Here is a 13602-nt window from a genome sequence, read left to right as displayed (position 1 = left end):
ACGCTTCGGACGACTCACCGAGAAGGACAGCACGTGACCACCCCACCCACCGCCCTCATGATCACCCCCGACCGGCCGATCGACGGCGCCCCCGCCGTCCGCCGGGTGTTCGCGCTCGACCAGGATCACGGAGCGGTGGTGCGCGCGGAGGTGCTGGCGACCGCGCTCGGCGTCTGCGAGGTGCGGGTGAACGGCGTGCTCGTCTCGACCGACCTGCTGACGCCGGGCTGGACCAGCTACGAGTGGCGGCTGCGATACGCGCAGTGGGATGCGACGCCATTGCTCGCCGGCTCATCGGTCGATCAGGCGGTGATCGAAGCGGTCATCGGATCGGGCTGGTACTCCGGGCATCTCGGATGGGACGGCAACAGCGAGGTGTACGGCGCGGAGCGCGCTGCGCTCGTCGAACTGCGGATCCTGTTCGCGGACGGTCACGTCCAGACGGTCGGGACCGATGAGACCTGGACCTCGCTGCCCACCGAGACGACCGCCGATGACCTCTACGACGGGCAGCGGATCGATCGACGCGTCGAGATGGGCGATCGCTTCGCCGCGGCTCCGGTGCCAGGAGAGGGCGGAGTGAGGGTCGTGCCCTTCGATGCCGCCCGCCTCACCGCGTACACCTCTCCGGCGGTCCGCCGCCAGGAGGAGATCGCGCCGATCCGGGTCTGGCGGTCGCCCGCAGGCGCTCTGCTCGCGGACTTCGGGCAGAATCTCGTTGGATGGACCCGGCTGTCGGTGCGGGGGATCGCGGGCCAGGAGATCACGGTGCGTCACGCCGAGGTACTCGACGAGGAGGAGCTGGGCACGCGGCCGCTGCGTCGAGCGCGCGCGACCGACGTCTTCGTGCTGTCCGGCGCCGACGACGTGTTCGAGCCCACGCTCACGTTCCACGGGTTCCGGTACGTGGAGGTCTCCGGGTGGTCCGGCGCCGATGACGACCTCGCTGCAGCGCTGCGCGCGGTCGTGATCGGATCCGATCTGACCCGTACCGGCACCTTCCGCAGCTCGCATCCGCTCCTGAACCGTTTGCACGAGAACATCGTCTGGGGCATGCGCGGCAACTTCGTGGACGTGCCGACCGACTGCCCGCAGCGCGATGAGCGGCTGGGCTGGACGGGCGACCTCGCCGCCTTCGCGGAGACCGCGGTCTATCTCTACGACACGGAGGCGTTCCTCGCCGACTGGCTGCGCGATCTCGCCGTCGAGCAGGAGCACGCCGACGGTCGCATCCCGATCGTCGTGCCGGACAACCTGAAGTACGAGGAGATCGGCGCGATGGCCGCGGCGATGGGGTCGAGCCTCGTCATCGCGCTCTGGAACGATGCAGCGTGCTGGGTGCCCTGGGCGGTGTACGAGGCCTACGGAGACGCAGGCGTGCTGGCGGATCAGTACGCGTCGATGGCCGGGCACGTCCGCCGTGTGGGCGCAGCCCTGTCTCCGAGGGGTCTGCTGGAAGGCGGCTTCCAGCTCGGCGACTGGCTCGATCCGACCGCGCCGCCGGACGCGCCGCACCTGGCGAAGGCGGATCCCGCGGTCGTCGCGACCGCGTGCGTGCGCCGTTCCGTCGCGATCGCGCGCGACGCCGCACGCGTCCTCGGCCACGACGACGACGCGGCGGAGTTCGACGCCTTGGCGGCGCGGATCGGGGACGCCTTCGTGGAGCACTGGGTGCGCGACGGCCGGATCCACAGCGACGCGCCGACCGTGTACGCGCTCGCGATCGTCTTCGGGCTGCTGGACGGAGCCGATCGCACCGCCGCGGGAGACCGGCTGGCGGAGCTCGTCGCGGAGGCCGGGCACGTCATCACGACGGGTTTCGCCGGAACGCCGTTCATCCTCACGGCGCTGTCGGAGACCGGACACCTGGAGACCGCGTACCGACTGCTGCTGCAGGAGGAATGCCCCTCCTGGCTGTATCCGGTCACGATGGGCGCGACGACGATGTGGGAGCGCTGGGACTCGATGCTGCCGGACGGCACGATCAACCCCGGCGAGATGACGAGCTTCAACCACTACGCGTTCGGTGCTGTCGCCACCTGGCTGCACCGTGTCGTCGCGGGTCTCGCACCCGCCGCGCCGGGCCACTCGCGCGTGCGCATCGCGCCGCGGCCGCCCGCGATCGGGCTGACCTTCGCCGAGACCGCGTTGGACTCGCGCCAGGGCAGGATCGCGACGGGGTGGAGCGTGGAGGACGGCGTGCTGCGAGTGGTCGCGACGATCCCGGAGGGCGTGACCGCCGAGGTGTCGTTGCCTTCGGGCTTCGCAGCCGAGGGGGGTGCGGGCGTGCACGAGTGGAGCGAGCCGTTCCCGGGGCTTGTGGCGGGGAGCGCTGCGAAGGTGCCGTCAGTGGTTTCGACGGGGGAGACGGCGACCTAGGCCGGCTCGCCGGCGGTCCTCGCATCCGTGGCGGGGAAGAGCGGGCCCTCCACCGTGCGGAGCGTGCGCAGCCACTCGACCTTGGCGGCATCGTCCTCGTGCAGCTCGGGGGACGCGGGATCTCCGTCATCTGCAGCCGATCGCGGAGGAACCAGAGCGACGGCGATGGCCGTGGTGAACGGCACCGCGAGCACGAGTCCGATGCCGCTGCACAGGGTGCGCACGATCTCGGTGGCGATGTCCTCCAGACTCAGCATGTTGAGCATCGGCTGGTTGTAGACGTAGAGCAGGAGCACGACGCTCAGGGAGGCTCCCACGTACGCGAACACGATCGTGTAGATCGTGGAGGCGATGTGGTCTCGACCGATGCGCATGGCGCGCCCGAAGAGCTGCCGGCGGGACAGCTCGGGGGCGACCGCTCTCAGCTCCCACACCGAGGAGCTCTGCGTGATCGTCACGTCGTTGAGAACACCCAGCCCGGCGATGATGATCGCGCACGTGAGCAGCCCTTGGAAGTCGACCTGCGGCACCATCGGCGCCAGGAAGCCGGCGCTCTCGTCGATGCCGCTCAGCCGGGTGGTGCTTACGGCGAGCTGCGCGAGGATCGCGGTGACGACGACTCCGGCCAGTGTTCCGGCCAAAGCGGCGCTCGTGCGCATCGAGACGCCGTGGGCGAGGTACAGCACGACGTACAGGATCGCTGAGGAGGCGACGAGCGCGATGGGGATCGCAGGTCCCGCGTGCAGCAGTGCGGGGAGCATGAACATCACGATCATCGCTCCGCTGAACACCAGCCCGATGAGCGCGAGCAGGCCGCGGAGAAGCCCGACGGCCACCACGATCAGCACGAACAGACCCACCCACACCGCGAGGGGGATGGTTCGCACGACGCCGAACGCCGAGATCCCGGGATCGACCCCTCCCGGCTGCACGACGCCCGGGGCCGTGGGGAGCCGGACGTCCATGAGTTCGAGCCGATCGCCGGGACGGAGCCCGGCGTGCGCGAACGGGCCGTTCAGCATGATGGTGACCGTGTCACCGGCCCGCTGGCCCGAATCGATCTTGACCTTCGCGATCGCACAGGACGGAGCGGATCCGGGTCCCGCTGCTGTGCCCGCCCCCGATCCGACCCCGCCGGTGGCGGAGCCGGAGCCGCCTGCGGACGGGGCGACGCTGCACTCTGGCGTGATGGAGACGATCTCGCCCGTCGGATAGGTCGTCCCCTGAGTCGGGGCCGCACCGGACCGTTGACCGGCGGGCGCGCCGTCGGTCGGCCAGAGGAGGAACAGCCCCACGATCGTGGTCACTCCGATGATGACCAGGATCGTCAGCAGTATCCGTTTGGGCGTGCGGGCGACCGAGACGTCCTGAGGCGCTGAAGATGTGTGTGCGTGTCCGTGGCCCATCGCGGTCCTCCTTAGTCCCCGGGCAACGCTAAGCCTCAGAGAACGCTCAGCCGCGCAGGCCGGTGCGCGCGTCAAGGCAACTGGGCAGTAGACAAGCGGAAGCATCACCGCAGTCGACATGGGTGGCGGCTACCCCACGATCATCTCCAACGAAGGATGGAGCGTGACGGTGACATCAGTCATCAACGGAGCCTGGACTCGGCAATCGACCGGCGCAAGCGTCTCGGAAACTTCGACGCCCTCAACCTTGGTGGCGGGTACCCGGTGATCTGCGCGGCCTAGCTAGATCTTGGATCACGCGACCGCCTCGCCCCGAGTCTTCTGTGTGCGGCGGTCGCGCGCTGCTCACCTGTGTCTCCAAGGCGGAGCCCGATTCGGCCGCATGCCCGACTGGGTGATCGTAGCTGGCCTGGTCGGCACCGAGACTGGCAACTCCATCGGCGTAGAGATATCTCGAGACACCAACCGGGCTATGTCACGACCGGACTTGTCGCCTCCCGCCAACGACCGATTCCTGCTCAAGTACTCATCTAAAGAACAAGGGGAATTTCCTTTACAACTCTGGTGTCTTCCGGCCTTGCTCCAGCAACCCGGATGCATGACCCTCCGGCGGGGCTGCGCACGAATACTTCGGTCAAGAGGCCCTCGGCAATTCGGGCCTCGGCCCAGTCCAGAACCTCGACGATTGACGCGGCATCATTCACGTCCCAGTCATCCGTTACCCAGGCTTGCATCGGTTGCTTTGGGGGCTCCCAGACCCGAACGAGATAGGTCGGCGCTCGATCATCAACGTCATACTCGCGGAGGTCTCTGCGGACAGCTCTCATCTCATCAGCGTACGTCGCACCCGTATCGTCGGCGTAGCTCCTTCGCCCACAGCTCGGACTGCGCAGGGGCACGACCTCGATTGCCTGTGCCAATCGGTCCAGGTTGTCTCGTGGCGGCTGTCCTGAACGCACGACAGAACCCGCCTCAGCCGGGGGACACTGAGACGGGTTCTCGAGCTTTCGCGGGAGGCCGGCGGACCAGCCTCAGGTCTCCCGCGAAATCTGCTCAGACGCCGTAGTAGAGCTCGAACTTCTGAGAGGACGTTGGTGCATGTTGTATGCATCGGCGATCCCCGTGATTACGCGGATCTAGCGATGGCAATTCGTGGCGCGTGTTGTCGCCGGATGCGGTTTCTGCGGACTTTCTGCGGACTGCCTGGGGATGGCTTGGTGATCCCGGGAACACCAAGCCAGTGAACCTCAGGTGGCGTATTTCCGTCACTTCCGTTCCCGGGAACGGAAGTGACGCGGACCTCGTGTTCCCGGGAACACGAGGTCCAACTTCAGGTTCCCGGGAACTAGAAGTGGCCTGTGTTCCCGGGAACACAGGCTCGGCAGGGCGCGGTAAGTTCCCGGGAACTTAGGCCGGTTCCGGGTCCCAGGAACCGGAACCAACTAGCTTCCGTTCCTGGGAACGGAAGCTGGGACGAAAACCAACCGGCCCTTCATCCACTCATCCAGGTCTGCCTCGAAGAAGGCATTGCTGCTGCCCTGCTTATAGCGATTCGGGCCTTTGCCCAGCGAGATCAGGTTGTAGAGGGTCCCAACCTTCATGCCGCAGTACACAGCGGCCTGCTTCGAGGTAAGTACGGCGCTCATGTGTGCGATTGTTCCTCAGCGATAGGTGATCCGCCAGGGCTCGCTGGGAAAAGATGACACCCACCGCTCCAGCTCGGGCACCGTCAGGAGCGGCTTCGTGCCGGCATAGCTCGCGGTCAGGTCGCCTCTCTTGATTGCGGCGTTAAGAAGGGTGACGCTCACCCCTGTCGCTGTCGCGGCCTCCCGCATTGTGTAGGCGATCTTCCTCACTCCGAGAGCGTTGTGGATCTCATCGTGGATGATCGACCGCAACTCGTTGGCGGTGAACGCCATACGGAATGCGCCGGGATCCGGTTGTTCCGATGGTTCCGGCGTCGGCATGTGCCGAGGAACGTCCGGATGGTCTCGCAAGTAGAGCTCCACTTCAGCCCATTTGCACGGCAGTTGCGCTCGCCTGACCCAGAGCTCGGGCACAGTCGGGTCGTCGATGAGCCGGATTCGAATGTAGGCGTCGTAGTGGAACCCGGGGTTGAGGATCAAGGCACGCTGAAGCGGATGAATAGTCCCCTGCCGGAACGCCCAGTACTCGCCTGTCTTGATCCCAAGCTCTCCGCCTTGTGGCATAAGCGACACAATAGAGGAGCGTCTGCTCAAGGGCTACGATCGTGCGCTAGCTGCTCGACGGCTGCATTGCCAGCTGAATATCGAGTGCGGGGCCATACGCATCCTCGATTGCCATGCCCTTGAGATCGCCTCGAGACCATCGCCGGAGCACTTCGGACATCGCTTCGGCGCTCGCAGCGCCGAGATGCACGTTGTCTTCCTTGGTGGCGGCATTGAAGACGAAGTTCGTCACGCGCTGAAGGTGATCCACGTCTCGCTTGTCCGCGTTGATGAGTAGCCGTTCCAGCGCCACTATGGCTTCAGAGTGTGTCTGCGAAACAAGACGCCAGTCGTTTATGCGTCGAGCTTTGAGCCATCGCACGACCGCGTCGAGAAGGGCCACAGTGTCTTCGCGACGACGAGCGTCGGTCTCATCGCGCCGACGGGCTCTAATGGTGATGTACGGGACTAGGGCCGTAGCCGCAGCGCCAATGACGGTTCCGCACAACGCGGCAAGGGCGGGATCCATGGCGTGAGCCTAGCGGCTCCGCTTGGTCCAGCATGTTGACCGATGGCATCGAATCGAGGAGGCCCAGGCGTGAAGACCTACGAGGTCACCATCAACCGTGAGGGCAAGTGGTGGATGGTTTCCATCCCCGAGATCGACGGGATCACCCAGGCGCGCACCGTCAGGGAAGCGCACGACGTGGCGAAGGACTACATCGCCATCACACTCGACGTCCCCGTCGATTCGTTCGACGTTCAGATCGACGGCGCATAGGCGATTCAGTCTTGTGTGGGAACATCGCCGAGGGCTGTGACCTTGATCGGCAGATCCCGTGCGCCCCTCACACGCATCCTCAACTCGAACATGTGCGTGATCCGCTGCAGGATCTCATAGGGGTCCACATCATGCACAAGGAACTCCGTCACAGGGATAGCACCACCGTTCGCGTCGGCGATGCGAGGGAGAACATCACCACCATCGGGCACATGCTCCCGGGCGACAGCAACAACCCTCAGCTCGTGCTTGTGCTCACCGCCGCCGATGTCCAACCCGATGACGAACCACTCGTCCGGGTCTAAGCCGATTAGCGTCTCGATCCCGGGCGCTGTCATGCGCTGGTCTAGTTGTGCAGTGCCGTTCCAGTCTGGGTAGGTGACCTCAGCATCGCGCCAGATCGTCTCCGCCATGGTTATCTCCTGTGATGGTGATGGATGTTCCTCGATCGAAGCACAGGGGACCGACATCGGGTGGTTTGTGGCGTCTAGGCTTTCGCCATGACGCACGAAGACCTCGAATCTCGGATCGATGCCCTGGAAGCTGAATCCATAGCCGCATCGGTCATCCCGAATCAGATCGACTACGCTCGCGAGGCCATCGAGTTGATCCACGGCATCCTTGGCGATCTGGTGAAGAGTCGAGATGATGCCGCCGAGTTTGACGATGATCTCGACCGGATCGATGCTCTCCGAGCCCTGATGCTCTGAAGCCGAGGCACGTGGGGCCACCTGGCTCTCGGTGAGTTCGGTCTCTCCTACGTCCCGCCAATCGGGCAAGATGGCAGACATGCTTAAGGGGTTTGCATTCCGCGGCTATCGCAGCTTCCCGTCTACTCGGGTCGCTTCACTTGCTCCGCTCACCAAAGTGAACCTGATCGCTGGCAAGAACAACTCGGGCAAATCGAACGTGCTACGCGCGTTGCATGCCGAACTCGGTCAAGGGCAGCCGAGTCGCCCTTATGATCGACCGCACGGCGACGCGGAGCATGCGCCGCTGGCTCTGTTCGCTCGCGAGGTTCACCTGCCGGTGGACGGGCTTATGCGCGAGTACGGCGAGAACGTGACGACAGAAATTGAACGACTCCTTGAGACTGATGCGGTTAGCGGGGGAATCAAGGGCGCCATCTGGCTAGGCAAAGGCGGCGAGGTGTTGGTCGATGAGTCCGATGTTCCGACCGTCTCGGGCCTAGCCTATGCTGTCCTGACCAGCGTCTCGGGTTCCAACTATGTGAATTTCGTGTCGCTGGTGCGCTTTCTCGGTCGATTCGTAGATGTGCTTCCAGAGGCCGTCTACGTTGACGGGACACGCGTGATATCGGACCGCAATGATCAGTCTCCCGACCTGAACGGATTGAACATAAAGCTGAGACTGTTGCAGCTGCAGAACCCCACCACCGACAGGCTCGACGATCGAAAGCAGTTCTACGAGATCCAAGAATTCGTGCAGACAGTGCTTGACGATCGTGACGTCACTATCGACATCCCGCACGATCTATCGACGATTCACGTGACGCAACACGGGCGGACATTGCCGATAGAGAACCTCGGTACAGGCGTGCACGAGGTGGTGATACTTGCAGCAGCTGCGACCGTGACGACGAACTCAGTCATGTGTATCGAGGAGCCAGAGGTTCATATGCATCCGCTCCTTCAACGGCAGTTGCTTCGATACCTGCACGACCGGACCACCAATCAGTACTTCATCGCGACTCACTCAGCTCATCTCCTCGACGCGAAGATCGGAACCATCTTCCACGTGCACCACGACCCGGTTGAGGGATCCACTATTCATCGAGCGGGGACCAGCGAGGAGCACGCAAGCATCGCGAGCGACTTGGGGTACCGCCCCTCCGACCTCGTGCAGTCGAACGCCGTTATCTGGGTTGAGGGTCCGTCCGACCGCATCTACATCAAGAGCTGGCTTGATCAGCTGGCGCCGAAGCGGTTCGTCGAAGGCCTCCACTACTCGATCATGTTCTACGGAGGAAGCCTGCTCAGCGAGCTTTCACCACTAGACAGCGACGAAGTCGAAGAGTTCATCTCTCTCCGCCGGCTGAATCGATACATGGCGATCGTCATAGACTCTGACCGGAAGTCAAGACGGGCAACACTGAACGACAGTAAGGTTCGCGTTAAGGCGGCCGTGGATGACAGCTCTGATACCGGGATGGTGTGGATTACAGCGGGGTACACCATCGAGAATTACGTGCCGGAGGAGCGCTTGGAAACGGCAATTAGAGCCACGCATCCACGGGCTACCTCTAAAGGGGGCAAACCGATAAGGCTCTCAGCGATGGAGCGCTACGCCAATCCACTGAGCGAAGATCGCATCGGCACAAAGCCCAGTAAGGTTGCCATCGCAAAACTGGTGACCAAGGAGCCGTTCGACGAGTGGGCGTTTGATCTCCGCGCTCAGGTGACAAAGCTGATCAGACTCATAGAAGCTGCCAACGCGCACCTTTAAGGAGCGTCGCCTTTCGCGATCGCCTTCTCAATCTCGTTGACGATGTCGTTGAGGCCATCAACCTTGGAGCTGGCGTTCGCTGGAGCAGCAAGTACCTCGGCGTTGAGCTTGGTGAGCGCCTGACCGATCTTGTTGTTCGTCGCGAACCAGATGTCGAGCTTCGGGACGAGATCACTAATGGCGTTGATGCCGTGACTCAGCTCGGTCGCGGAAACGGTCTTGTCGAGGCCGTGCGCCCACGCGATCCCGTCGTCGATGGTCTTGATGTCGGCGGCTGCGATCGCGCGCTCTACGGTCGCTGTGGGCGTCGGTGTAGCTGCCGGTGGGGTTGGGGCGCATCCTGCGAAGAGGAGCGCCCCAACCAGCGCCAGTGGTGCCGCGGCGAGTGTGCGGTTCATAGCGTGAGCATAGCGATCAACGCCTCCGCCCCACACCACGGGACAGTTGAGTGTCGTATGTGGCGATCGCGTCGTTCACCACAACGCGAACACGACCAGTGATCTCCTCATCTCCGATGAAGACCTGAACGGTGGGAGTCTCTGACTGACCCGAGTGCGATCCGCGAGAGGGGTCGGAGAACCCGAACTGCCGGCCAGACTCCACCCACACCTGCTCAGACCGAGCCCGACGCGCAGGATCCCCAGAGATATACGCCTCGGACCATTGTTCAGCGAACTTGTGGATCCCTCCGGGTGTGTATGGGTAGATCCCCGGCTCAAACCCGGAGTTCGCGAAAGCCTTCACGCCGCCGTTGAATACCCCACCGTTGGCCTGTGCAGACACGGTCGTCGACCCAACCTTGAACGACTGGCCGCCCTCCGCGTCAACGAACACTCGAACGCGCTTGCCATCGTTCAGGGTGATGAACTGATCGATCGAGCTCTGAGCGGGTCCTGTGTTGGCGAGCACATCCACGCTCTTGCTGGGCGGGAGAGAGAACACCTTGTCGGCGAGCTTCTGCACCTCGTCGGCATTGAACCCGGCTGCTGTTGCCGAGTCGACGAACTTCTGCCGCTGATCTGCGAGCGTGGCCGCATAGTTGCGGGCAGCGACCTCCCCACCCTGCGCCGCGACATCCACCTCATACTGCTTCGACGCAGCAGTCTGCGCCGCGCCGGCAACATCGGCGAGCATCGCGGCATTCGCGGATCCCGAGGCAGTGTTCTGGTCCAGGGAGAGGGAGAACCCGTCGAGGGTCTCGTTGGTCCGCTCGTACTCGTCACGCTGCTGCTGAACCTCGCGGCTGATCCCGGCAAGGGCATCCTGATAGCGGGCGTTGGCAGAGATCGCATCCTGATTGACGCCGTTGGCTTCGTTGATCTTCCCGATCAGCTGCGTCAACTGCGAGTTGAGCTCGTCAACCTTCTTCGCCTCATCCAGATACGATTCGCCGGCCGACTTCGTGGCGTCCGTGACATCCGCGTTGGCTGCCTTCTCCTGCCCCTTGAGCTCAACGCCACGCTTGATCGCTTCATTCTGTGAGCCGATGCCGTTGGTCATCGCCTCTAGTGCCAGGCGGGTCTCAGCGGCGCTCATGCCGGTCTTGGAAGCGATGTCGTAGAACTTCGCTGTATCGCCACTCAGAGCGTCGTAGTACGGCTTGAGCTTGCCCATGGCGTCCTGGTTGCCCATCGCCGCGTCGGTGACCGTGTCGAGACTTACACCGAGCTTGTCCGCTGCGTCGTACGCAGACTGCCAGTTGAAGGACAGCCAGTCGCCGCCCTTCTTCAACTCGTCGACCGTGATCTTGCGGGTCGCGTCACCAACCTTTGTTGCGCCCTCCGCGATCGTGTCGGCATATGACTGCGCAAGCTCTCGAGCCCGTTGTTGCTTCGCCGCGAGTTCTCCCACGACGAGGAACAAGGCACCAAGCGCGAGTCCTGCGGCTCCCGCGGACATCCCGACACCCCTGAGCGACAGTGACGAGTTCTTGACTGTTTCCTTGAACTCAAGCCACTTCGGGATCGCCGTGAACGCTGCGCCACCCGACAGGAAGACTGCGGCGGTCGCGCCACCGACAACGGTCGTGAACGCCTGCACGGGTGCCGGCAGGTCTCCGTACATGCTGACCAGACCCGTGAGTGCCTGGACCATCGTCCGCAGCGTGTCGTTGGCGTGCGAGCCCGTCTCGATCAGAGCCGTGTCGAACGCCCCGCCCAGGGCCTCGAGGTCGCCCTTCAGATTGTCCAGACGGCGGCGGGCGGTATCGGCGGCATACCCCTGGTCAGCGACGGCCTTCGTCCAATCGTCGATGCCCTTCGAACCCTCCTGATAGAGGACCGTGGCGGCGCGGACTGCATCAGATCCGAACATGACCGACAAGGCCGCGTTGCGCTGCTCCGGAGTGAGCGCCTTCATCGCGGACTGCAGGTTCCCCGCGTACGCCGACAGGCCCACGAACTGCCCGGACGCGTCATACGCGGAGAGCCCCAGTTGGTCCATCATCTTCTGCGCCTCAGCGGACTGCGGGGTGAGGCGCTGCAGCATCGTCTTGAACGACGTACCCGCGTCCGAACCAAGCAGGCCCTGCGACGCGAACGCCGCCAGACCCGCAGTCGTCTCGTCGATGCTGAGGCCCGTAGATGCCGCGACCAAGCCCGTTTGGTTCAACGCCGCCGAGAGATCCGTCACATCTCCCATGGCCTTGCCCGCGCCCGCGGCGAGCAGGTCAGCCACGTGTGCCATGTCGGCACCCTTCAGCCCGAACTGCGTCAATGCCGTCGAAGCGATTCCTGCGGCGTCAGCAACCCCAAGTCCACCGGCCGACGCGAGGTCCAGCGCGCCCTTCAACCCGCCGTGCAGGATGTCGGTCGTCGAGACGCCGGCCTTCGCAAGTTCCTCAATCGCATTCGCGGCCTCCGTCGCCGAGAAGACCGTAGACGCTCCGGCCTCAATGGCTGCATCCCGCAGCTGCCCCATCTCGTCGGCAGATCCGTGCGTTGCCGCAGAGACCGCGGACATCGCCTGATCGAAGTCGGCGAACCGCTTGACCGCCAGCCCGACACCCGCGGTGATGAGGCCCCCCATAGCGAGCCCCGCCGCGCCAAGCGCGTTGAACGCTGCTTTGGTCTGCGCCAGCTTCTCGCCCTCGGTGCCGAGCTCGCGTGTCTTCTGCGCGGCCTCCTCCATGGACTTCTTGTATTCCGCAACGGTCGCGCTAAGGCGAACTCGGACAACTCGTTCAGGACTCATCAGCGACCTCCTGCAGCTTCTTCTTCTCCTGCTGTGACCGCCACACGTATGTGCCCCAGACGCTCGCCCGGATGCTTGCCCGGTCATCGTGAGTCAACACGTCGTACATCTCCGGCCACCCGTAATGCACGGCCTTGTTCAGCACCGTCAGGAGGTCGTCCTCATCCTCACCATCCCGGATCACAATGTCGGGGTAGTTGCGGGCGACGCCATCCAGCGAGAAACCGACCTGGGCAACATCGAGTGGAGTCTCCGGTGCGTGTTTCGACGCGAGATCCGAGAACGGAACTGGCATCACGTATGGCATCACCACCGTCACCACTCGACCGCCGAGAAGAACCTCCACCTCGGTGGGCTCGATCGCCTCCAACATCTCTCGCTGCTTCTGAATCAGGGCTTTTACATCCATGCGCTACTTCCTTCCGCCAAGAATCTTCTTCAGTCGCTCGCGGGCCGATCCCGCGACGCGATAAGGCCAATGGCCCGTGTAGTTGTGTGCGTGCCTCCACGCGGCCACCGCCGCGTCATACCTTGTCGCTGGCCCTGCAGCGATGCTCTGCAGTGCAACCTCCCCAAGCGGGACCCCTTCCGCGGCGCACCAGGCCGTTGTCGCTTCGACCGATGACCAGGTCGGGTCATCCTTGGACACGAGTACGGCCGGGATGCCATCGATGAGGTCTTGCCTCTTCCGCCTAGGCACCCCGCGCCCCCCTCGACCGGTTCCAGCGGGCATTCGCCGCCGCCTGAGCACTCGACGAAATGGCCCTGGAGATCGCCACCTGGCCGTTCCCGCCATCCAGCGCATCTGAGAGGTTCAGCGAGGTCAGTAGCCGTGAGAGTGCCGCCTGCTGCTGCCTGAGCTCCGGAACCGCAGGGTGCACAACCGCCTGCCCCGTCGAACCCGTCGACATCACGCCCGCTTTCTCGACCACCTCGGCGAGGTCATCGATCAGATCAGCCGTACGACACGCCTCAAGCACGATCGCCTCCTCATGCGCGTCGAACTCGAGATCGTTGTGAAGTACCCGCCACAACACCTTCCCGCGCCGATTGAGTGCCGCGGGGGGTCGCTTCTGGGAATCAGCCATCGTGACCTCCTCGAAAAACAGACCCCGGCACGCATCGACTAGGAAATGCCCTCCCCGGCGACCCACTCGTGCGGTGGGTCAGTGGGGGGTCCCCCTGGGGG

General features: G+C 64.0%; 13 protein-coding genes. 4 read left to right on the top strand and 9 right to left on the bottom strand.

Annotation, left to right across the window (positions count from 1 at the left end; translation table 11 throughout):
- The first annotated feature begins 33 nt into the window (after positions 1–33).
- Entirely contained in the window at positions 34–2379 is a 2346-nt protein-coding gene (locus tag RS86_RS02385) for an alpha-L-rhamnosidase (protein ID WP_082076510.1), read from the top strand.
- On the opposite strand, the gene RS86_RS02380 is transcribed toward RS86_RS02385, so the two are convergent.
- The 4 genes from RS86_RS02380 to RS86_RS20275 form a co-directional block, all read right to left on the bottom strand.
- Positions 2376–3785, bottom strand: a complete 1410-nt coding sequence (locus tag RS86_RS02380; protein ID WP_052680019.1) for a YibE/F family protein — start codon at positions 3783–3785, stop codon at positions 2376–2378. The genes RS86_RS02385 and RS86_RS02380 overlap by 4 nt on opposite strands.
- Before the next feature lie 1442 nt (positions 3786–5227).
- Positions 5228–5431, bottom strand: a complete 204-nt coding sequence (locus RS86_RS02375) for a helix-turn-helix domain-containing protein (protein ID WP_045270614.1) — start codon at positions 5429–5431, stop codon at positions 5228–5230.
- Positions 5432–5446: 15 nt separating this feature from the next.
- Positions 5447–5995, bottom strand: a complete 549-nt coding sequence (locus RS86_RS02370) for a hypothetical protein (protein WP_160299664.1) — start codon at positions 5993–5995, stop codon at positions 5447–5449.
- A 46-nt stretch (positions 5996–6041) separates the two neighbouring features.
- Positions 6042–6503, bottom strand: coding sequence for a hypothetical protein (locus RS86_RS20275; protein WP_152642041.1), 462 nt, complete (start codon positions 6501–6503; stop codon positions 6042–6044).
- Between the two features lie 69 nt (positions 6504–6572).
- Here RS86_RS20275 and RS86_RS02360 point away from each other — a divergent pair, with 69 nt between their 5' ends.
- Positions 6573–6755 carry a hypothetical protein gene (locus tag RS86_RS02360; RefSeq protein WP_052680018.1) on the top strand — a complete coding sequence of 61 codons (183 nt, stop codon included), beginning with the start codon at positions 6573–6575 and terminating at the stop codon, positions 6753–6755.
- Between the two features lie 5 nt (positions 6756–6760).
- On the opposite strand, the gene RS86_RS02355 is transcribed toward RS86_RS02360, so the two are convergent.
- A complete protein-coding gene (locus tag RS86_RS02355) occupies positions 6761–7168 on the bottom strand; it encodes a hypothetical protein (RefSeq protein WP_045270610.1) in 408 nt (135 codons plus the stop codon).
- A gap of 87 nt (positions 7169–7255) precedes the next feature.
- On the opposite strand from RS86_RS02355, the gene RS86_RS02350 reads away from it, so the two are divergent.
- Positions 7256–7465 carry a hypothetical protein gene (locus tag RS86_RS02350; protein ID WP_045270609.1) on the top strand — a complete coding sequence of 70 codons (210 nt, stop codon included), beginning with the start codon at positions 7256–7258 and terminating at the stop codon, positions 7463–7465.
- Between the two features lie 157 nt (positions 7466–7622).
- A complete protein-coding gene (locus RS86_RS02345) occupies positions 7623–9221 on the top strand; it encodes an AAA family ATPase (RefSeq protein ID WP_160299663.1) in 1599 nt (532 codons plus the stop codon).
- Here the strand turns inward: RS86_RS02345 and RS86_RS02340 are convergent.
- From RS86_RS02340 to RS86_RS02325, 4 genes are all read right to left on the bottom strand, one after another.
- Positions 9218–9619, bottom strand: coding sequence for a hypothetical protein (locus tag RS86_RS02340; protein ID WP_045270608.1), 402 nt, complete (start codon positions 9617–9619; stop codon positions 9218–9220). The two genes, RS86_RS02345 and RS86_RS02340, sit on opposite strands and share 4 nt — an antisense overlap.
- Before the next feature lie 16 nt (positions 9620–9635).
- Complete coding sequence (locus RS86_RS19745; protein ID WP_160299662.1) at positions 9636–12413, bottom strand: phage tail tape measure protein; 2778 nt, start codon at positions 12411–12413, stop codon at positions 9636–9638.
- Positions 12403–12822 carry a hypothetical protein gene (locus RS86_RS02330; protein ID WP_045270607.1) on the bottom strand — a complete coding sequence of 140 codons (420 nt, stop codon included), beginning with the start codon at positions 12820–12822 and terminating at the stop codon, positions 12403–12405. The genes RS86_RS19745 and RS86_RS02330 overlap by 11 nt, the downstream gene beginning before the upstream one ends.
- A 283-nt stretch (positions 12823–13105) precedes the next feature.
- On the bottom strand, positions 13106–13501 hold the full coding sequence (locus RS86_RS02325) for a hypothetical protein (protein ID WP_045270606.1): 396 nt from the start codon (positions 13499–13501) through the stop codon (positions 13106–13108).
- Between the last annotated feature and the right edge of the window lie 101 nt (positions 13502–13602).

This window comes from Microbacterium azadirachtae (assembly GCF_000956505.1).
Taxonomy (GTDB): Bacteria; Actinomycetota; Actinomycetes; order Actinomycetales; family Microbacteriaceae; genus Microbacterium; species Microbacterium azadirachtae_A.
The sequence above is the reverse complement of the archived record's forward strand: the minus strand, read 5'-3'. Positions and strand labels throughout refer to the sequence as shown.

Coding starts and splice junctions, on each gene's coding strand:
- RS86_RS02370 (WP_160299664.1), bottom strand. CDS start 5,995: ATGCCACAAGGCGGAGAGCTTGGGATCAAGACAGGCGAGTACTGGGCG.
- RS86_RS02325 (WP_045270606.1), bottom strand. CDS start 13,501: ATGGCTGATTCCCAGAAGCGACCCCCCGCGGCACTCAATCGGCGCGGG.
- RS86_RS02375 (WP_045270614.1), bottom strand. CDS start 5,431: ATGAGCGCCGTACTTACCTCGAAGCAGGCCGCTGTGTACTGCGGCATG.
- RS86_RS20275 (WP_152642041.1), bottom strand. CDS start 6,503: ATGGATCCCGCCCTTGCCGCGTTGTGCGGAACCGTCATTGGCGCTGCG.
- RS86_RS02340 (WP_045270608.1), bottom strand. CDS start 9,619: ATGAACCGCACACTCGCCGCGGCACCACTGGCGCTGGTTGGGGCGCTC.
- RS86_RS02330 (WP_045270607.1), bottom strand. CDS start 12,822: ATGGATGTAAAAGCCCTGATTCAGAAGCAGCGAGAGATGTTGGAGGCG.
- RS86_RS19745 (WP_160299662.1), bottom strand. CDS start 12,413: ATGAGTCCTGAACGAGTTGTCCGAGTTCGCCTTAGCGCGACCGTTGCG.
- RS86_RS02350 (WP_045270609.1), top strand. CDS start 7,256: ATGACGCACGAAGACCTCGAATCTCGGATCGATGCCCTGGAAGCTGAA.
- RS86_RS02355 (WP_045270610.1), bottom strand. CDS start 7,168: ATGGCGGAGACGATCTGGCGCGATGCTGAGGTCACCTACCCAGACTGG.
- RS86_RS02380 (WP_052680019.1), bottom strand. CDS start 3,785: ATGGGCCACGGACACGCACACACATCTTCAGCGCCTCAGGACGTCTCG.